The organism is Nocardioides daejeonensis, assembly GCF_003194585.1.
Classification (GTDB): Bacteria; Actinomycetota; Actinomycetes; order Propionibacteriales; family Nocardioidaceae; genus Nocardioides; species Nocardioides daejeonensis.
Map to the genome: position 1 here is coordinate 302,717 of NZ_QHKZ01000005.1, position 19,166 is coordinate 321,882.

A 19,166-nucleotide genomic window follows, 5' to 3' on the forward strand; every position below is an offset into this window, starting at 1 on the left:
CATCCCAGGAAAGTGAGCAGACCCATGAGCGTTCCGCACTACCAGAACTTCATCAACGGCGCTTGGACCGACAACGGCCAGGTGCTCGAGGTGCGCAGCCCCGCCACCGGCGAGTTGGTGGCCACGGTTGCGAAGGGCGGGGCGGCCGAGATCGACGCTGCCGTCGCCGCAGCAAAGGCCGCCCACGCCGCCGGCGTGTGGCGCAACACGCCGCCTGCCGAGCGCGCGGCCCTGATCAACGCCGTCGCCGGCGACCTGGCCGGCCGGCTGGAGGAACTTGCGGCGCTGCAGAGCCGCGAGAACGGCGCCACCATCCGCGTCACCGGTGCGCTTCACGTCGGCCTGTCGATCGCCAACATGCAGTTCATCGCCGCCCAGGCCGCCGAGTACGAGTTTGAGAAGGCCGGTCCCGAGATCGGTCCGGTGCCCGCCGAGGGCATCCTGCGTCGCGAGCCGCTGGGCGTGGTCGGCGCGATCGTGCCATGGAACATCCCGTTGCTGACCATCGTCTGGAAGGTCACCCCGGCCCTGGCTGCTGGCAACACCGTGGTGCTCAAGCCGGACGAGCACGCCCCGCTGCTGGCGCTGGAGCTGGCCAAGGCGTTCGAAGCGGCCGGTCTGCCCGCCGGTGTGCTCAACGTCGTGGTGGGCGAGGGTCACGACGCGGGCGCCCGGCTCAGCCAGCACCCGGACGTGCGCAAGATCGGCTTCACCGGTTCCACCGAGGTCGGCAAGAGCATCCTGGGTGCGTCGGCCGACAACATGAAGCGGGTCACCCTCGAGCTCGGCGGCAAGGGCCCCAACATCCTCCTCGACGACGCCGACCTCGACGTTGCCATCGACGGCGCCATCTACGCCTGCATGGCCAACAACGGCGAGGCATGCGAGGCCGGCACCCGGCTCCTGGTGCCCAACTCGCGCAAGGACGAGATCGTCGAGCGCCTGGTCGCCCGGGTCGGCACGATGAAGATCGGCAACCCGCTCGACCCGGCCACCGACATCGGGCCGCTGATCACTGCGGACCAGCGCGACCGAGTGCTGGCGCACATCGCCAAGGCGGAGACGCAGGGAGCCAAGGTGGCCATCGGTGGCAGCGCCCCCGCCGGCGAGGAGTTCGCCAACGGCTACTTCGTCGAGCCGACCGTGCTCACCGACGTGACGCCGTCGATGACCGTCGCCTGCGAAGAGGTCTTCGGCCCGGTGCTCAGCGTGTTGGGCTACGACACCGTCGACGAGGCGATCGCTATCGCCAACGACACCGAGTACGGCCTGTCGGCCGGCGTCTGGGGCACGGACGAGACGCGGGTTCTCGACGTGGCCCGCCAGCTCGAGGCCGGAATGATCTACGTCAACGACTGGCATGTGCTGCACCCCGCCTATCCCTTCGGTGGCTACAAGCAGAGCGGTCTCGGCCGCGAGGGCGGTCCGAACGCCCTCGACGCGTACACGGAGCAGAAGTACATCTCCGTCGACCGCTCCGGCGGTGTTGAGAACAAGGCCTACGCCTTGGTGCTCGGCACCCCGGCCTGAGTCGCGAACCTCTCTGACCCCGAGGAGTGAGCCATGTCCACCCATCCCCGCACCGATCGATACGCCGGCTCCGAGCTGGTGGAAGCGGCCCTGGAGCAGTTGCGCCTCGGCCGACCGGTGGTCGTCTTCGATGACGACGACCGCGAGAACGAGGGCGATCTGATCTGCGCCGCCGAGCTCATGACCGCAGAGACGATGGCCTTCATCGTCCAGCACACCAGCGGACTGATCTGCGTGGGGATGACGGGGGAGCGGCTCGACGAGCTCGAGCTGCCCCCCATGGTGGAGGCCTCCGACGACCCGAGGGGTACGGCCTTCACCGTCTCGGTGGACCTCAAGGGCTTCACCACCACCGGGATCTCGGCCGAAGATCGGGCACTCACGGCGCGCGCGCTGGGGAACCCGTTCGTCACACCGGCGCAGTTCAGCCGCCCCGGGCACGTCTTCCCACTGCGGGCCCGACCTGGCGGCGTACTGCAGCGCACCGGCCATACAGAGGCGTCGGTCGACCTGTGCCGGATGGCGGGCCTGCAACCGGCGGGCGTGCTGGCGGAGATCACCAACCCCGACGGCACCATGGCGCGGATGCCGGACCTGGTGCGTTTCGCCCAACGGCACCAGCTGGTGCTGCTCTCGGTGGCCGACCTGGTGCGCTACCGCATGGCGGAGAACTCCGTGGTCACGCGCACTGCCGCGGCTCGAGTGCCGACCGACTTCGGTGACTTCGACGTGTCGACCTACCGCTCGGAGGTCGACGGTCGGGAGCACGTGGCCTTCGTGCGCGGTGATGTCGCGGCCGTGCCCGACGTGCTGGTGCGGGTGCATTCGGAGTGCCTGACCGGCGACGTCTTCGGGTCGCGTCGCTGCGACTGCGGTGAACAACTGCAGATCGCGCTGCGCACCGTGGCGGAAGCCGACTGTGGGGTGGTCCTCTACATGCGAGGGCATGAGGGGCGCGGGATCGGCCTGACGCACAAGCTGAGGGCCTACCGCCTCCAGGACGAGAACGGACTCGACACCGTCGACGCGAACCTCGCGCTCGGTCTGCCCGTCGACAGCCGCGAGTACGGCGTGGGTGCCCAGATCCTGCGTGACCTCGGTGTCACGTCCATGCGGTTGATGAGCAACAACCCGGCGAAGTTCGCTGGTCTCTCGAACTACGGAATCAGCATCACCGAGCGCGTGCCGTTGCGGGTCACTCCCCGCGCAGAGAACGCGGCCTACTTGCAGACGAAGGCGTCTCGCCTCGACCACGATCTCGACGCCACCTGCGCGTCGGAATGGAACGCATCATGACCAGCACCCTTGTCCCCCCGACCACAGCGGACAAGTTCCGCCAGGCGATGTCCTCGTTCCCCAGCGGGGTCACGATCATGACGACGACCGACGTCGGCGGCGAACCGCGCGGCTTCGCCGCCAGCTCCTTCTGCTCCGTCTCGCTGGAGCCCGCGCTGGTGCTCGTGTGTCTGGCGAAGACGGCGCAATGTCACGACGCCTTCATGGTCAACGACCAGTGGTCGATCCAGATGGCGGGCTCGGCGCACGTCGAGCTCATCGAGCGGTTCGCCACCAAGGGCGCAGACAAGTTCGCCGGTGGTGAGTTCGTGCCGGACCATCGTGGGGTGCCGGTGTTGCTCGACGCCGCCGTGCTCATCGAGTGCGAAGCCTACGAGCGCCACGACGGTGGGGACCACACGATCCTGATCGCCAAGGTCAGGGAGATCGACATCGACGACCGGCCGCCGGTGCTCTACTTCCAGCGCGGCTTCCGCCACCTCGACCAGATCCCGCTGCAAGGGGCCCTGTCGTGACCATGACCGAACCGACCTCGGAGACCGAGGACTACCCGGAGCGTGTTCTGCCGGCAGGCGGTCGCCTGATGCAGGCGACCCCCTCAGGCGTCCAGCGCGTAGTCAGCGACGTCGGTGAGTCCGGGCGCCTGCTTGCACGCATGGTGAGTACGGCGGTCCGTCAACCGCGCGGCTACTGGGCCGCGACGCGCGACGAGATGTACTCGATGCTGCGCTTCTGCTGGCTTCCGGTGACCCTGGCGGTCGGCGGCTTCACCTTCCTGATCGCCAACTACGCCTACGATCTGCTGAGCCTGCTGGGTGCCGGCAACCGGCTCGGCACCTACTTCGTGTTTGCCTCGATCCGCGAGATCTCACCGTTCTGCACCGGCATGGCGGTCGCGGGCGTGATGGGCACCGCGATGACCGCCGACCTCGGCGCCCGACGGATCCGCGAGGAGCTCGACGCCCTCGTGGTTCTCGGAGTCGACGCGCTCCGCGAGCTCGTGCTGCCGCGCGTGCTCGCTATCACCGTGATGATGGTGCTCTTCAACATCCTGGGCAGCGTCTTGGGTATCGGCGTCGCCCTCGTGTCGGCGACGTGGCTCGGTGACACCTCGCCCGGCGCCTACATGGGCAACATCTTCGGTGCCCTGACCGTCCCCGAGCTCGGCGGCACGTTGATCAAGACCCTCGGTGTCGGCCTCTTCATCGGTGTCGTGGCCGCCCACAAGGGACTCACCGCGAAGGGTGGGGCCGAGGGGGTCGGCCGGGCAGTCAACGAGGCGGTGGTGCTCTCCTTCGCAGCCATCTGGGTCATCAACTTCGTGGTCAACGCGACGATGCTCGGCCTCTTCCCCGAAATGCTCATGAACAGGTGATGACGGTGACCACAGACACGACAACGACCTCGGTCATCGACCCGGAGGCCGAGGCCGAGCTCGACGCGTCGTCGCCCTCGGTCGGCGGCGGTGGGTTCGGCGGCTACAGCGACGGCACGTCGCTGATCACCGACCTGGGCGCCATTGCAGCCTTCTCCGGCAAGGTGTTCCGCGGCCTTCCCAAGGTGGGTGCGCACGGCACGGAGGTGCTCCGGCAAGCGGGTGTCTTCATCTTGAAGAGCACGATGATCATCTGGTTCATGATGTGCATGCTGGCCGCCGAGATCGCGCTGGAGGCGCACTATCTCCTGGCTCAGCTTGGCGCCGGCGGTTACACGGCCGTCTTCAGCTCGACTGGTGACTACACCGTGGCCCAGGAGATGTGGGGCTGGATCCTCGCGGCCAAGGTCGGCTGCGGGTTGGTTGCCGAGCTCGGCTCGATGCGGATCAGCGAGGAGATCGACGCCCTCGAGGTGATGGGCTTCGACTCGCTCTCCTACCTGGTGACCACCCGCATCGTCGCCATCATGGTGGTGACGCCGTTCATGTTCGTGGCCGGAACCGGACTGATGTATCTGCTTGGCTACTTCCTGAACGTGCACTACTTCCACAGCGTCTCCGGCGGTGGCTACCTCTCCGTCTTCTGGTCGTTCACCACCCAACAGGACCTCATGCTCTCGCTCCTGGTGGCCGCGATCATGGGATTCCTGATCGTCCTGGTGGGCTGCTACTACGGCTACAACGCGAGCGGCGGGCCGGTCGGCGTAGGCAAGGCCACCGCGAAGTCGATGGTCATCAACCTGGTCATCGTGAGCGTCCTCGGCGCGGTCTTCCAGCAGCTCTTCTTCGGCGCACTCACGCGCGCCCCCATCAGTTTCTGACGTGCTCGGGCACATCCGATCGACGAAAGGCAGCACCGCGATGACGACACAGGTCACCCAGGACATGTCCTTCTATGAGGACATCTACGCCAACGGGATCATCGTCGAGCCCCACCCGGACGTGACGCACAGCGTCAAGATCAAGAACGTCAAGAAGTCCTTCGGCTCCTTCGACGTCTTGACCGGGCTCAACCTCAACTTCGCCAACGACTCGATCACCACGGTCCTCGGGCCCTCCGGCACCGGCAAGAGCGTGCTGCTCAAGCACATCGTGGGCCTGCTCGAGCCGGATGAGGGCGTCGTCGAGGTCTTCGGCCAGGACATCTGGAGGGTCTCGGATGCCGAACGCCGCGAGATCCGCAAGCGGGTCGGGATCCTCTTCCAAGACGGCGCGCTCTTCGGCTCGATGAACATCTTCGACAACGTCGCTTTCCCGCTGCGCAAGCACACCCGCAAGCGCGAGTCCGAGGTGCGCCAGATCGTGATGTCGCGGCTGGAGGAGGTCGGCCTGACCAGGGCGGCGACGAAGTATCCCGGTGAGGTTTCCGGCGGCATGAAGAAGCGTGCCGGCTTTGCCCGCGCCCTGGTGCTCAACCCCAGCCTGGTCATGTTCGACGAGCCGGACTCGGGCCTCGACCCGGTGCGTACCAGCCTGCTCAACGACCTCATCCTCAAGGTGCATGCCGAGCACGGCGGTACCTACATCCTGGTCACCCACAACATCCCCACCGCACGCAAGGTCAGCGACTACGTCGGCGTGGTGTGGCAGGGCAAGCTGATCCACTACGGCGAGACCGAGAAGGCATTCAACTCCGACATGCCGTTCGTGCGTCAGTTCCTGTCCGGTGATTCCGTCGGCCCCCTGGGCATGGACTGAGGACGGACGATGAATCGCAAACGATGGGTCGCCGCCGGGGTGGCGTCCGCTGCCGTGGCCGGGATGTTGCTCCTGGCGCAGGAGAGCGACAGCTACGAGGTCCAGATGGTGATGCCGTCTGCCGCGCAGTTGTCGAAGCAGACCCCGGTCTGGGTGGAGGGCCGCCAGGTCGGGGAGGTCTCCGACCTCGGGCTCAAGGACGGCAAGGCCGTCGTCACGATCAAGATCGACGACGATGCCGCACCCCTGCACGCCGGCACGACCTCCCGCGTGGAGTGGGTCTCGGCTGTGGGCGAGCGCGTGTTGAGCATCAACCCGGGTCCGAGCTCGAACCCGGCGGTTCCGGACGGTGGCTCGATCGAGGCGACGTCACACCAGGTGGAGGTCGACCAGGTGCTGGCCGCCCTCGACACGAAGACCCGGGAACGGGTCTCCACCCTGATCGGTCGACTGCAGAGCACCGTGGACGGCCGCGAGACCGAGTTGCTCTCGACCATCCAGCAGGCTTCCGGGAGCGTCGACGCCCTCGGCGAGGTGCTGCGCGCGGTGGGTGCCGATGGACCCTCGATCCGCTCGATCGTGAGCGACCTCTCGGAGCTGCTCGACGTCAGCGCGAAACGGCGTGACGAGATCGCCTCGAGCGTCGCGAACCTCAGCGCCGTCGCCCGGTCGGTCGCCAGCGAGCAGGAGGCGATCAGCGAGATGCTGAAGCAACTCCCCTCAACCGTCGAGGCGGCCAACACCACGTTGGGGAAGGTGCCCTCGGCTGCCGAGGAGACCACGGGGCTGCTGCGCGAACTGCGGCCCTCGACCCAGCAGCTGCGTTCGGTGAGCAAGAACCTGGCGCCGGTGCTGGTGGACCTGCGGCCGACCGTCGCCGAGCTGCGTCCACTGCTGGGTGCGGCACGCGAGCTGCTCGACGTGGCTCCTGGACTGCTCGACGGCACCCACGAGATCCTCCCCACGGTCGACGGGATGTTGAGCGAGCTGGCGCCCGCGATCTCGTTCTTGCGGCCCTACACACCGGAAGCTGTGGGCGGCCTGCACAACTGGGGACAGGCCTTCGCGCCCTATGACGGCGCTGGGCACACCTGGGCGGGGCTGCTCGGCCCTGGGACCAACGCGCTCAACGAAAGCCCCGTGCCGATGCCGCTGAGCCGCCAGAACCCTGAGCCTGCTCCCGGTCAGGCGGGCGGTCAGCCCTGGTTCGACGCCAATGGAAGTGAGGTGCGCTGACATGCGCAAGAAGCTCTGGGCGGCCCTGGCGGCCGCCCTTCTGGTGACCGGCTTCTTCGCGGTCACGATGCTCGACGACGATGAGGACTCGGTCGAAGTCGTCGCGATCTTCAGCGACGCCAGTCCGCTCCTGCCGGGCAACGTCGTCAAGGCGGCGGGCGTCAACGTCGGCACGATCGACGACATCGAGGTCGAAGGTGGTCAGGCACGCGTCACGATGAAGCTCGACCGCTCGGTGTTGCCACTACACAAGGACGTCACAGCCACCATCACGACACAGGACCTGCTCGGCGAGCGCTTCGTGCGGCTCGACCGCGGAACCGCTGAGCAGCCCGAGCTCGGCTCGCCGATGGTCATTCCGCAGAGCCAGACCTCCCGTGTCGTCGACCTCCAGGACGTGCTGAACTCGGTGGACACGCCGACCGCGGAAGGGCTCTCCGCGCTGGTCACGGAGAGTGGCGAAGCATTGCGCGGCCACGGCAAGAAGACAGATGCCGCTTTGGCCGCGCTCGCTCCCGCGATGCGGCAGGCCGACGACCTCGCTGCGATCCTGCGTGACCAGAACGCCCTGCTGGGGCGGCTGGTTGACACCGCCACGCCGGTGGCGAGTGCTCTGGCTGCCGGCGACGGCAAGGACATGGACAAGCTGGTCGACTCCGCGACCGAGTTGCTCGAGACGCTGGCCGGAGAGAGAGATGCGCTGCGTGCCTCCCTCAACGAACTGCCCTCGACCCTCGAGGGGGCACGGGCGACGCTCGCAGAACTGGCTGGGGTGACCGGTCCCGCCACCCGCACCTTGCGTGAGCTGCGTCCGGTGACCGGCGACCTCTCCACCATCAGTGGCGAGCTGACCCGCTTCGCCGACGCCGCCGACCCCGCACTGGGCTCGCTGCCGCCGGTCCTGAAGGAGGCCAAGCGTCTCCTCGACGCCGCGGCCCCGGTCGTCTCCGCCTTGCGGCCGGCCGGTGACGGATTGGTCTCGACCTCGCGGTCGGCCGATCAGCTCACCAGCGGCTCGTTGAGCGGCAAGAGCCTGACCGATCTCATGGAGTTCGTGAAGGGTTGGTCGCTGGCGACCAGCGACTACGACGCTATCAGCCACTACTTCAAGGCCATGGTGCCACTCTCGCCGAACGCGTTGGGTGACACCGCGGCCGGCCTGCTGCCGATCCTGCCCGACGACATACTGCACGGGCTGCCGGTGCCGACCGCTCCCGACCTCAACCTGCCCGGTCGCGACGACAACGAGCCCGAGCCGGACAAGAGCGGAACCGACAACGGGGCCGGCAAGTCCGACCCGACCGGCCTGGGTGCCTTGCTCGACGGCTTGCTCGGTGGTGGCAAGAAGCAGCAACAGCAGAGTGCGACCGGTCTCACCGCTACCCAGGAACAGAGCCTGATCCAGCAGATCCTTGGAGGCCTGCAGTGACCACCAAAGTGACCCCCGAGCTGCGCAATCGCGCGCTTGCCTTTCGAGCAGGTCTCGTCGTGCTTGCCGCGATCATGGTGCTGGTCTACGTGACCTTCAAGGCACAGACCGGCCTTCCGATGCGCACGACCACGAAGGTCCAAGCCATCGTCTCCGACGTTCACTCGTTGCGTGTCAACGACGCCGTGCGACACCACAGTTCGCGGATCGGGCGCGTCAGCGACATCGAGTACAAGGACGACGCGGCGCTGGTCACGATGGAGCTCGACGGCGACGTCGACGTCTATCGGGACGCGACAGCGGCGATCTGGGACCTTTCGGCACTGGCCACCAAGTTCGTCGAGTTGAACCCGGGCACGTCGGAGAGCGGCCGCCTCGGCAATGCCCCGATAGCGCTCGCCCAGACTTCGGACTCCTCCGACCTGTACGAGGTGCTCGACATCCTCGACAAGCCCACACGGGATCGCGCCACCAGCACCCTGCGTGAGGTCGGTGGGGGTATGGCCGGCCACGGTGGCGATCTCGCCGCCTTCCTCGACAGCGCCCCCGACGTGCTCAAGGACCTGGGCACCGTCTCCGGTGCGCTCTCCTCGCCCGACGCCGAACTGCCCGAGTTGCTTGCCGAGGCGAACGTCCTGGCCGGTCGGTTCCAGGGCAGGGAGACCGAGTTGGCCGAGTTGATCGACCACACGGCCGAGACGCTGGACGCTTTCGCGGTCGACGAGGGCAGTGCCCTGCACGACACCGTGGTGCGGCTGCCCGAGACGCTGTCCACGGCACGAGGGGCCTTGGAGGAGTTGCGAGGTCCGCTCGCCAACACGCGCAAGGCGGTCGAGGCGCTCGAACCGGGCGCGGTCTCCTTGGCCCGCTCCGAGGACGACTTGCGCAGCTTCCTGCGCGAGGCGGTGCCGGTGGCCGACCAGGTGCCCCCGGTGGCCAAGCAGGCGGTGCCGTCGGTGAAGGCACTGACCGGCGCGATGACCGATGCGCGTCCGGTGGCGCCTCAGGTGGCCACGGCGGTAGGTGATCTCATCGCGCCGCTGCGGGTCCTGGCGCCGTACGCACCCGACCTGGCCTCGCTCTTTCTCCGCGGCGCCAGCTTCGTCTCCCAGGGACCGAATCCCGGCGTCCGCTATGCCCGGCTCGGGATCACGCCCGGCGTGAACACCGTCACCGGTGGACTGCTCAACTCACGGGATCTCCCGCAGAACCAGTACCCGCGCCCCGGTGAGGCTCAGCATGACCGTGCCAAGGGCCTGCTGCCCGTCGGCCTCCAGTTCGGATTGGGGAAGCAGCAATGACCACCCGCATCTCTAACCGCAAGCGAATCACGCAAGCCTCGCCGAAAGCGAAGGGCACCGTCGTGATGGTGCTGTTGTTGCTCTTCGCCCTGGGGGCGTTCAACCGCCCTCGTATCGAGACGACCCTCTCGGGCGGGGAGAAGCTCAACGCGGAGTTCAGCCGCGCCTACAAGCTCTCGCCCTTCCAGAGCGTGGTGAAGCTGGCCGGGGTCGAGGTGGGCACGGTCACCTCCGTGGACGCGGAGGGCGGCAACTCGGTCGTCGAGATGAAGCTCGACGACGGTGTGCTGGGAAAGCTCGGCACCGAGCCCGAGGCCAACATCCGACCGACCCTGGTTCTCGGGGGCAAGTACTACGTCGAGTTGGTGCGTGGCGGTGAGAAGGGTCAGCCCCGCGAGGGCAGCACCATCCCGCTCAAGCGCACCGCGGTGCCGGTCGAGCTGGACCGGGTGATCTCTGCCGTCACTCCGGACGCCGCCAAGTCGGTCAGTGGCACGGTGAAGGGCCTGGAGGAGTCCTTCGGCAAGGAAGGCCGGGCCGCGACCCAGCGCCTGCTTCGCGACGGGCCGAGCACTTTCGAGGGTGCGACCGAGGTGCTGGCCGGCCTGCGGGGCAACGACCCGAAGCAGGATCTGACCAATGTCGTGGTCGGTCTCCAGAACACGGCCGCCGCCTTGAACGAGAACCCGCAGCAGTGGGACGGCATCTTGAAGGATCTGGCCGCGACCGCGTCGGTCCTGGCTGGCGGCGCCCAGCCGCTCGCCGCCACCGTCCGCACCGGCCCGGAGACGTTGGCCGAGACGCGCGGTGGACTTCAGGATCTCGACGGGACCCTGGACCGACTGGAGACGACGGCGGGCTCCTTCCGCGAGAGCGCGAAGGCGCTGGCTCCGCTGCTCACCCAGTTGGATCCGGTGCTGGTGCGCGCTCGACCCGTGATCCGTGACGCTCGTGCCGTCGCCCGCGATGCGCGGCCGCTTGTCCAGGACCTGCTGCCGGCCTCTCGTGAGGCGGTGAAGCTCGTCGACGACGTCAAGGGTCCGGTGCTCGACCGGCTCAGTGGCCCGGTCACGACCGCCGTGCTCTCACCGTGGCACGGGAGCGGCGTCTATCAGGGCGGTGGCAACGACCACACGCTCTACGAGGAGACCGGCTACCTGTTGGCCGACATCGCTGACGTCTTCAAGTTCCACGACCACAACGGCGCCATGGGTCGCCTGATGGCTGGTGTCGGCCTCAGCACACCAGGCGGTGTCCTGGGCTACTCGCTGGAAGAGCTCCTCGAGGGCAACGGCCTGCAGCTGCCGGCCGGTCCGCAGGAGGGGGCGAACGAGAACGAGCCCCCGCCGCCACTCAACCTAACGCCGTCCTACACCGAGAAGTCGCTCTTCGAGGAGCTCGCGCTGCCGCTCGTCACGATGGGAGCACACTGATGACTGACAACAGCCGCTTCGGGGCAGCGATCGAGCGGATGCGGACCGTACCCGGCCTCGGGCGCGACGTCACCGCCCTGGTCGTGATGATCGCACTCGGCCTGGTGGCCACGGTGCTGATCAAGGCGCAGCTCGGTGGGTCCACGCCGTGGGCCGACACCACCGTTGTGCGCGCCGAGGTCGCGGAGATCCCGGGCCTCAACCCGAACAGCCAGAACAGCGTCACCATCGCCGGTGTCAAGGTCGGCACGGTCACGGAGGCGGAGGCAACCGACCGGGGTACGGCGCTGGTGACCCTGGTCCTGGAGGGCAACTACCAGGTCCACCAGGACGCCCGCGTGGTGCTGCGACCCAAGAACGCACTCAACGAGATGCAGGTCGAGCTCAACCCGGGTACCTCCAAGGCCCCGAGGCTGGCCGAGCGTGGAGTGATCCCGCTCAACCAGACGGAGCGTCCGGTTCAGGCCGACGAGGTGCTCGAGCACCTCGATGAGCGTTCACAGCTCGCGCTGACCGACCTTCTGCTCGAATCCGACGTGGCGCTCGCGCGGGCGCCGCAGCACCTACCGAAGGGGCTCGACGCCACCTCCGACACGCTCGGCACGTTGCGGCCGGTGGTCGAGGAGCTGCGCGGGCGTCGTGCCAAGATCGCCGACCTCGTCTCGGCACTGTCGACGATCTCGACGGCGGTCGGCAAGAACGACGAGCGGATCACCCGTTTGGCGAGCTCGACCAGCACCACGCTGGCGACCTTGGCCGGCAGTGACGATCAGTTGCGGGCGACCCTGCGTAGCCTGCCCGGGTTCACCGGCGAGTTGCGCAACGCGATGCGCGGTACCCGGCAGCTCACCGCGCAGTTGGACCCGACCTTGGACGGTCTGCACGCCGCGTCCGGAGAGTTGCCCCGCGCCTTGAAGCGTCTTCAGTCGACGGTCACCAGCCTCGACGAGACCGTCGTTGCGGCTCGTCCCGCCCTGGACCGCGCGGTGCCGGTGGTCAGGGATCTGCGGCCGTTGGTCAACGACGTCCGGAGCGCGATGGGCCCGCTGGCCAATATCGGTGGCCGGCTCGACCAGGACACCCAGACCGTGATGACCTATCTGACCGCGATCAAGGCGTTCGTCTACAACACGTCCTCCGTCTTCGGGGCCGGTGATGCGAACGGCAGCATCATCCGAGGTCACCTCATGGTGCCGCTCCCGGGTGCGGGCGTACTGCCGAACCGGATCGACCAGGGCCGGGGAGGCCAGTGATGAAGAACGTCATGAATGGTGTCGGTGGCCGTGTGGCCGTGCTCGTCGCCTTCCTCGCTGTCTGTGGCTTGGCGTTCGCCTGGCTCCTGGGCGGCACCGGGATCAAGCGGCCCTTCCTCGACGCCGACGAGTACACCGCCACGGTGACGATCAAGGACGTCGACAACCTGGTGCATGCGAGCCAGGTGCAGATCGCCGGTGTCAAGGTCGGCGGAGTGCGCGAGGTCGAGCAGACCTCCGATGGCCTGAAGGTGACCTTCACCGTCGACGACGAGGTAGCGCCCCTGCACGACGGAGTCCAGGTGCGAGTCGGCGAGCGCTCGCTGGTGGGCGAGACCTACCTGGCCCTCACCGACGGCGACGGACCCGCACTGCGGTCCGGCGCCGCACTGCCCGACAAGGCGGTCCAGCCGAGTGTCCAGTTGCGCGACGTGATGGCAGACCTCGACCCGGAGACCCGTGAGAAGGCAGGCAAGCTGCTGCGCTCGTTGGGAAAGGGGACGACCGGTGCGGGTCCCTCCGTCGACCGTTTGCTCGATGGACTCGGTGATCTCGGCGCGGAGGGGCACACCGCCCTGGACGCGATCGCAGCGCAGTCCGACGACCTGGAGTTGCTGGCCCGCCAGACCACGCAGGTGCTCGACGCCCTCGACACCGGGCAGGGTCTGTTGGCCACGCTGGTGGGCGACGCCAACCGCCTGACGCGGGCTACGGCCGGCCAGAGCGCGGCGATCGCGGCGACGATGCGCCAGGCGCCCGAGGTGCTGGACCAGGCGAAGGTTGCGACGAGGTCCCTGACCGGCCTTGCGGCCGCGTTGGACCCGGTGGCGGCGGACCTGCGGGCCTCGGCCCCGGACCTCACCACAGCGCTGCGTGAGCTCCCGGCCACCACCGCCGACCTCGACGGCATGTTGGCCCCGCTCTCCGGTGTGCTGGACCGAGCCCCGGGCACCTTGAAGCGGGTGCCGACCTTCAGCCGCGACGTCAGCGACATCTCCCCGACCGCGCTCGGCACGTTGGCCGACGTCAACCCGATGCTCGCCTACATCGAGCCCTACGGGCCGGAGCTGGCGGCGTACTTCGCCAACTTCAACGCGGTGCTCAACTACCGCGACGAGAGCGGTGCCTACTACCTGCGGCTGACCCCGTTGGTGAACACCCACTCGCCGCAGCTTCCGATCTCCACCAACGGGCTGCTCGGCAACTATCAGAACGCCTACCCGGCACCTGGCACCGGGGCAACCCCGGGGCCGTTCAAGGGCGAGTACCCACGCATCCTGCGGCAAGGGAACTGAGATGTCCGTGCGCACCCTCGGCCGCCTGTTGACGGTGGGCGTGCTTCTGGTCCTGGTCGGGCTGGGGCTGGCTCGGGTGCGCACGGACACCACGGCGTCCTCATTCCTCCCGAAGGACGACGCCACCTCGATCGCCACCAAGGCGGCCGCCCGTTCTTTTGGAGCCGACCCGGTCGTGGTGGTGGCCGAGTCGACGGAGCCCGGTGCACTGCTCGCGGGGGAGGAGATCCTCAAACTCGTGGGTCTTGAGGGAGCCTTGGCCCAACTCCCCGATGTCTCGGTGGTCTACGGCCCCGGCACGGTCCTCAACCAGGTTGCCGGGCAAGCGCGGAACCTGTTGGCCACCATCAGCGGCCGCCGTGACGCGCTCATGGAGACGGCTCGTCGCAAAGCCCTGGCGGACGGTGCCTCGGCTACACAGGCGAAAGCGGCCGCCGACCGGTCCGTACGTCGCTTCGACCGTCGCTACGGCGGCCTGCTGGTGCAGGGACTGCCGGCCGGCCTGCCGACGTTGCGCAACGCGGCGTTCGTCCGAGCCGTCGTGCTTGACGCGGACCAGCAACCGCGCCAACAGTGGCGCTTCGTGGTGCCGCGCGACAACGCCGTCGCGATCGTGATCCGGCCCCGGGACGGTCTCGACCAACGGGCAACCGAGCGTCTGGTCGGAGCCGTCGACAAGGCGGTCGACGAGGCGGACCTGGATACGTCACGGGTCGTGGTGACCGGCATGCCGGTGGTCGCCTCCGGACTGGCTCAGGTGCTCAAGCGTGAGGCACCGTTGATCGGTGCGGTCGCCCTCGGCCTGATCACCGGCTGCTACCTGCTGCTGCCGTGGCTGAGGCGCTCCCCGCGCCGGGTGATCCCGATCCTGACCACGCTGCTTGCCACCAGCGGCACCCTCGCGCTCTTCGGGTGGCTGGATCACCCGGTCTCGCTGGGGGTGGTCGCCTTCCTGCCGATCCTGCTCGGAACCGGGAGTGACTTCCCTGCTTATCTGACCCGCGGCGCTGATCGGCGCATCGTGATCGTCACCGGGCTCGCCGCCGCTGCCGGCTTCGGCACCCTGGCATTCTCGCCGGTTCCGCTGGTCCGAGAGTTGGGGATCGCCCTGATGGTCGGCATCGTGTTGACCCTGCTGGTCGGTGTCGTGCTGGCCCGCATCTGGACACAGCCGGCGGTGCGGCCCACGCTGGTGGAGGGGACCGACGCTCTGCCGCGAACGAGCATGGGACGACCCGCCCGCCTGCTCCTGGTGGGCACGGCGAGCCTGTTGGCCATTGCCGGGTGGAGCGTTCTGCCGCGGCTGGAGATCGAGGCGAGCCCCGAGAGGCTGATCGCCGGCGCCCCGGCGATGGAGTCGGTCGATCAGGCCGAAGAGATCCTCGGTACCTCCGGCGAGGTGCAACTGCTGGTGCGAGGCGCCCAGGTGCTGACGCCCGAGAGCCTGGACTGGATGCGGCGACTGCAAGAGCTCATCGTGTTGCGGTTCGGTGATCGGCTGCGACCCGTCGTCAGCCCGCCTTCGTTGCTTGCTTTCCTGGGTGACAAGCCCACGGCGGAGCAGCTCCAGGCGGGCCTTGCGCAGTTGCCCGGCTATCTGCGTGCTGCCGTACTCGGTGCCGACGGCCGTCAGGCGGTGCTGAGCTTCGGCATCGAGCTCAACGACGTCGCCGCGCAACGTGAGCTGCTTGCCCAGATCATGCGGGAAGCTCCTCCACCGCCGGACGGCCTGACCCTGGACGCTGCGGGACTGCCGGTGGTGGCGGCACGCAGCTACGGGCTGCTCTCGGAGCACCGTTACCTCCATGCCGGGATCGGCATCCTTGCTGCGGGTGCGGTGCTGGTGATCGGGCTGCGTCGGCGTCGCGAGGCGGCATTGGCCGTGTCGGCCGCCTTGCTCGCGACCGGTTGGGGCTTCCTGGGGGCCCAACTCCTCGGCATCTCGCTCACGCCGCTCACGCTTGCGCTGGGGTCGCTGGCGACAGCCACCGCGTGTGAGTTCACGATCCTGCTCGGTGCCGCGCGACACCACCGTCTGCTGCTGCGCTCAGTGCTGGTTGCTGCGGCCGCGGCGACTGCTGGCTACCTGGCGCTCGCGGTCTCCGAGCTCTCCGTCATCCGCGACTTCGGCCTCTTCTTGGCCGCCACGGTCGGACTGTCGCTACTTGCCTCCTCTCTTGTTCGGATCCTGCTCCCGGCGACGCTCGCCCCGCGCGAGCGCTCCGACCCTGGGGAACTGGAGCCTCCCTTCGTTCCCCAACCCAAGGTCGAGGTGGTGGTGTGATGGATCTGCGCAAGCTTCTCAGCCCGGCGCGCACCCGCGTGCTGGTCGGACTGATGGCGCTCGTGGTGCTCCTCGGTGCTGGTTGGGTGGTGCACGATCGGATGACCGGACTGCCCGACGATGCGGCGCTGCGTTACGACGGCCATGTCGTGACCAAGTCGGAGCTGGACCGGCGCGCCGACACGTTGAACGCGCTCTATGGAATCGCGAAGCCCACCGATGCCGCGGCGCGAGGCGACTTCCAACGCGACATCGCCAAGTCGGTCGCGGTCAGCCTGATCCTGGACAAGGCGGCGAGGGACCGCCACATCTCGATCAGCGAGAAGTCGGCCCGCGACACCCTCGCCTCGATGCTCGCTGCCCAGCTGGGGCCTGAGCCGCGTCGCGCCTTCGAGCAGCTGTTGACCGAGTTCGGCGTCAGCGAGGGCGACATTCTTGGCGAGATCCGGCGCCAGCAGGCGATCGCACAGCTCTTCAAGTCGGTGACCCAGAAGACGGTCGATGGGGTGAGCGTTGCCGACGCCCAAGCCCGCTACGACGCCGACCCTGCCGCTTTCGCCCGCCCCGAGCGGCGCAAGATCGCCAACATCGTCGTCGCCGAACGCAGCGAAGCGCGGCGCCTCCTTGCCCGGGCACGTGCTGGAGACGGATTCGCTGCCCTCGCCCGGGAGATGTCGCTGGACGACGCCACGCGTGCCAAGGGAGGGTTGCTCGGCGTGGTCACCGCGAACGACCTCGACGTCACTTACAGCAAGGCAGCGTTCCGTGTGGAAGCCGGTGATTTCTTCGGCCCGGTACAGACCGCCTACGGATGGAATGTCGGAGCGGTGCTTCAGGTGCTGCCCGGACGGGCATTGCCCTTCAGCAAGGTCCAAGCGGACGCCCTCGACGTCGTACGGTCCGAACGTGCGTTGACGACCTGGCGGGAGTGGCTTGCCCGGCAGATCAAGGACGCCGAGGTCGAGTACGCCGATGACTACCGACCGGAGCATCCCGACGAGCCTCCGGCCGAGGTCGGTCCGAGCACTGGAGGCGTGCGGTGACGCTGCTGATCTCGATGGTCCTCGCCTGGGCCTTCCTCGCCCTCAGCCGCTGGGGACGCCGCAACGCCGACAAGCTGGTCTCGCCGGCGATGACCCCTGAGCGCCGCGCTCGCGAGGAGCGTCGCCTGCGCCGCGGAGCGCGCTCCTTGCTACTGCTCAGCTTCGTGTGCGCCGGGTTCGGCGTGCTGAGCGCGGTCGTGATGTTCGGCGGGTGACTTCCCCCTCAGGGAGGGGGAAGTCACTCCCCTGCGGCGAGGTACGCGGCGGCACCCGAGCAGGAGACTCAACAGCAGCGGAAGATCCGCTCACGGAGGACAAGGAGTACACGTTGACGACGCCACTGCGATCGACCCTCGACGTGACGAGCGACGACTATCTGGAGAATCGCTCCGCTCAAGAAGAGGCCCTGGCTCAGCTCCAGGAACAGCTCGACCTGGCCTGCGCCGGCGGTGGAGAGAAGTACGCGAAGCGGCACCGGGACCGGGGACGGTTGTTGGCCCGCGAGCGGATCGAACTGCTGCTCGATCCTGACGCGCCCTTCCTCGAGTTCTCGTCGCTGGCGGCGTGGGGCACTCAGTTCACTGTCGGCGCGAGCATCGTGACCGGGCTCGGTGTGGTCTCCGGCGTCGAGACGGTGATCATCGCCCACGATCCCACCGTGCGGGGCGGCACGATGAATCCCTACACGCTGCGCAAGAACCTGCGTGCCTTGGACATCGCCAAGCGCAACCGTCTCCCGGTGATCAACCTCGTGGAGTCGGGCGGTGCCGATCTGCCGACCCAGTCCGAACTCTTCGTCCAGGCCGGGAAGATCTTCCAGGGTCTGACCGAACTCTCTGCGATGGGCGTGCCCACGCTGGCTCTGGTCTTCGGCAACTCCACGGCCGGTGGCGCCTACGTGCCCGGCATGTGTGACTACGCCGTCCTGGTCGACCAGCAGGCCAAGGTCTTCCTCGGCGGGCCGCCGCTGGTGAAGATGGCAACCGGCGAGGACGCCGACGACGAGGAGCTGGGCGGCGCCGACATGCACAGTCGGGTCTCCGGGCTCGGCGACCACTTCGCGATCGACGAGCGCGATGCGATCCGCATCGGACGCCGCATCATGGCGGAGATCAACTGGCGCAAGCTCGGGCCGGGCCCGACCATGTCTCCCGACGCGCCCCTCTATGACGAGGACGAACTGCTCGGCATCGCCGCCGCCGACTTCCGCAAGCCGGTCGATCCGCGCGAAGTGATCGCCCGCGTCGTCGACGGTTCCAGGTTCGGTGAGTACAAACCGTCCTACGGCACCGCGCTGACGACGGGCTGGGCCTCGATCCACGGCTATCCGGTCGGCATCCTGGCCAACTCCCGCGGCATCCTCTTCAGTGAGGAGGCCCAGAAGGGGACCGAGTTCATCCTCCTGGCCAACCAGCTCGACATCCCGCTGATCTTCCTGCACAACTGCACCGGGTTCATGGTCGGCAAGAACTACGAGCAGGGCGGCATCATCAAGGACGGTGCCAAGATGATCAACGCCGTCGCCAACAGCAAGGTGCCGCACTTCTCGATCAACATGGGCGCGTCTTTCGGCGCCGGCAACTACGGCATGTCGGGCCGCGCCTTCGACCCGCGCTTCATGTTCTCGTGGGTCAACGCGAAGCTCGCGGTGATGGGTGCTCAGCAACTCGCCGGCGTGTTGTCGATCGTCGGCCGGCAGGCCGCCGAAGCGGCCGGGCGAGAGTTCGACATCGAAGCCGACGATGCCCGCCGGGTGCAGATCGAGGAGCAGATCGAGGCGGAGTCACACTCCTTCTTCATCTCCTCGCGGGTCTATGACGACGGCGTCATCGATCCGCGCGATACCCGTGCCGTCCTCGGCATGGCGCTCTCCGCAGCTCACTCCCAGGTCGTCGAAGGAAGGCGCGGGTTCGGCGTCTTCCGCATGTGAAGG

16 protein-coding genes are annotated in these 19,166 nt (G+C 68.0%); all 16 read left to right on the forward strand.

Annotated elements, in window-relative coordinates; translation table 11 throughout:
• The first annotated feature begins 24 nt into the window (after positions 1 to 24).
• Positions 25 to 1,530: an aldehyde dehydrogenase family protein gene (locus tag DNK54_RS15005; RefSeq protein WP_110207793.1), complete on the forward strand. Its 1,506-nt coding sequence runs from the start codon at positions 25 to 27 to the stop codon at positions 1,528 to 1,530.
• A 33-nt stretch (positions 1,531 to 1,563) separates the two neighbouring features.
• Positions 1,564 to 2,826, forward strand: a complete 1,263-nt coding sequence (locus DNK54_RS15010) for a bifunctional 3,4-dihydroxy-2-butanone-4-phosphate synthase/GTP cyclohydrolase II (protein ID WP_110207794.1) — start codon at positions 1,564 to 1,566, stop codon at positions 2,824 to 2,826.
• The gene (locus DNK54_RS15015; RefSeq protein WP_110207795.1) at positions 2,823 to 3,341 is read left to right on the forward strand and encodes a flavin reductase family protein; all 519 of its coding nucleotides are present in this window, start codon (positions 2,823 to 2,825) and stop codon (positions 3,339 to 3,341) included. Before DNK54_RS15010 ends, DNK54_RS15015 begins: the two co-directional genes overlap by 4 nt.
• 2 nt (positions 3,342 to 3,343) lie before the next feature.
• Positions 3,344 to 4,201, forward strand: a complete 858-nt coding sequence (locus DNK54_RS15020) for an MlaE family ABC transporter permease (RefSeq protein WP_110207796.1) — start codon at positions 3,344 to 3,346, stop codon at positions 4,199 to 4,201.
• Positions 4,201 to 5,082 (forward strand): ABC transporter permease, encoded by an 882-nt coding sequence (locus DNK54_RS15025; RefSeq protein ID WP_110207797.1) that lies wholly within the window; start codon positions 4,201 to 4,203, stop codon positions 5,080 to 5,082. Before DNK54_RS15020 ends, DNK54_RS15025 begins: the two co-directional genes overlap by 1 nt.
• A 40-nt stretch (positions 5,083 to 5,122) precedes the next feature.
• On the forward strand, positions 5,123 to 5,959 hold the full coding sequence (locus DNK54_RS15030; protein WP_110207798.1) for an ABC transporter ATP-binding protein: 837 nt from the start codon (positions 5,123 to 5,125) through the stop codon (positions 5,957 to 5,959).
• Positions 5,960 to 5,968: 9 nt separating this feature from the next.
• Positions 5,969 to 7,195 (forward strand): MlaD family protein, encoded by a 1,227-nt coding sequence (locus DNK54_RS15035; protein WP_239460117.1) that lies wholly within the window; start codon positions 5,969 to 5,971, stop codon positions 7,193 to 7,195.
• 1 nt (position 7,196) lies between these two features.
• Positions 7,197 to 8,624, forward strand: coding sequence for an MlaD family protein (locus DNK54_RS15040; protein ID WP_110207799.1), 1,428 nt, complete (start codon positions 7,197 to 7,199; stop codon positions 8,622 to 8,624).
• On the forward strand, positions 8,621 to 9,925 hold the full coding sequence (locus tag DNK54_RS15045; protein WP_110207800.1) for an MlaD family protein: 1,305 nt from the start codon (positions 8,621 to 8,623) through the stop codon (positions 9,923 to 9,925). Before DNK54_RS15040 ends, DNK54_RS15045 begins: the two co-directional genes overlap by 4 nt.
• Complete coding sequence (locus tag DNK54_RS15050; protein ID WP_110207801.1) at positions 9,922 to 11,358, forward strand: MlaD family protein; 1,437 nt, start codon at positions 9,922 to 9,924, stop codon at positions 11,356 to 11,358. The genes DNK54_RS15045 and DNK54_RS15050 overlap by 4 nt, the downstream gene beginning before the upstream one ends.
• Positions 11,358 to 12,611, forward strand: a complete 1,254-nt coding sequence (locus DNK54_RS15055; RefSeq protein ID WP_110207802.1) for an MlaD family protein — start codon at positions 11,358 to 11,360, stop codon at positions 12,609 to 12,611. The genes DNK54_RS15050 and DNK54_RS15055 overlap by 1 nt, the downstream gene beginning before the upstream one ends.
• Positions 12,611 to 13,906 carry an MlaD family protein gene (locus tag DNK54_RS15060; protein WP_110207803.1) on the forward strand — a complete coding sequence of 432 codons (1,296 nt, stop codon included), beginning with the start codon at positions 12,611 to 12,613 and terminating at the stop codon, positions 13,904 to 13,906. The genes DNK54_RS15055 and DNK54_RS15060 overlap by 1 nt, the downstream gene beginning before the upstream one ends.
• A 1-nt stretch (position 13,907) precedes the next feature.
• Positions 13,908 to 16,190, forward strand: coding sequence for an MMPL family transporter (locus DNK54_RS15065; RefSeq protein ID WP_110207804.1), 2,283 nt, complete (start codon positions 13,908 to 13,910; stop codon positions 16,188 to 16,190).
• Positions 16,190 to 17,233, forward strand: coding sequence for a peptidylprolyl isomerase (locus tag DNK54_RS15070; protein ID WP_110207805.1), 1,044 nt, complete (start codon positions 16,190 to 16,192; stop codon positions 17,231 to 17,233). Before DNK54_RS15065 ends, DNK54_RS15070 begins: the two co-directional genes overlap by 1 nt.
• Positions 17,230 to 17,448: a hypothetical protein gene (locus DNK54_RS15075; RefSeq protein ID WP_110207806.1), complete on the forward strand. Its 219-nt coding sequence runs from the start codon at positions 17,230 to 17,232 to the stop codon at positions 17,446 to 17,448. Before DNK54_RS15070 ends, DNK54_RS15075 begins: the two co-directional genes overlap by 4 nt.
• A 113-nt stretch (positions 17,449 to 17,561) precedes the next feature.
• On the forward strand, positions 17,562 to 19,163 hold the full coding sequence (locus tag DNK54_RS15080) for an acyl-CoA carboxylase subunit beta (protein ID WP_204164620.1): 1,602 nt from the start codon (positions 17,562 to 17,564) through the stop codon (positions 19,161 to 19,163).
• The last annotated feature ends 3 nt before the right edge of the window (positions 19,164 to 19,166 follow it).

What these genes read in the sequence shown, in the direction of transcription:
- DNK54_RS15005 (WP_110207793.1), top strand. Translation starts at nt 25, where the DNA reads ATGAGCGTTCCGCACTACCAGAACTTCATCAACGGCGCTTGGACCGAC.
- DNK54_RS15010 (WP_110207794.1), top strand. Translation starts at nt 1,564, where the DNA reads ATGTCCACCCATCCCCGCACCGATCGATACGCCGGCTCCGAGCTGGTG.
- DNK54_RS15015 (WP_110207795.1), top strand. Translation starts at nt 2,823, where the DNA reads ATGACCAGCACCCTTGTCCCCCCGACCACAGCGGACAAGTTCCGCCAG.
- DNK54_RS15020 (WP_110207796.1), top strand. Translation starts at nt 3,344, where the DNA reads ATGACCGAACCGACCTCGGAGACCGAGGACTACCCGGAGCGTGTTCTG.
- DNK54_RS15025 (WP_110207797.1), top strand. Translation starts at nt 4,201, where the DNA reads ATGACGGTGACCACAGACACGACAACGACCTCGGTCATCGACCCGGAG.
- DNK54_RS15030 (WP_110207798.1), top strand. Translation starts at nt 5,123, where the DNA reads ATGACGACACAGGTCACCCAGGACATGTCCTTCTATGAGGACATCTAC.
- DNK54_RS15035 (WP_239460117.1), top strand. Translation starts at nt 5,969, where the DNA reads ATGAATCGCAAACGATGGGTCGCCGCCGGGGTGGCGTCCGCTGCCGTG.
- DNK54_RS15040 (WP_110207799.1), top strand. Translation starts at nt 7,197, where the DNA reads ATGCGCAAGAAGCTCTGGGCGGCCCTGGCGGCCGCCCTTCTGGTGACC.
- DNK54_RS15050 (WP_110207801.1), top strand. Translation starts at nt 9,922, where the DNA reads ATGACCACCCGCATCTCTAACCGCAAGCGAATCACGCAAGCCTCGCCG.
- DNK54_RS15055 (WP_110207802.1), top strand. Translation starts at nt 11,358, where the DNA reads ATGACTGACAACAGCCGCTTCGGGGCAGCGATCGAGCGGATGCGGACC.
- DNK54_RS15060 (WP_110207803.1), top strand. Translation starts at nt 12,611, where the DNA reads ATGAAGAACGTCATGAATGGTGTCGGTGGCCGTGTGGCCGTGCTCGTC.
- DNK54_RS15065 (WP_110207804.1), top strand. Translation starts at nt 13,908, where the DNA reads ATGTCCGTGCGCACCCTCGGCCGCCTGTTGACGGTGGGCGTGCTTCTG.
- DNK54_RS15070 (WP_110207805.1), top strand. Translation starts at nt 16,190, where the DNA reads ATGGATCTGCGCAAGCTTCTCAGCCCGGCGCGCACCCGCGTGCTGGTC.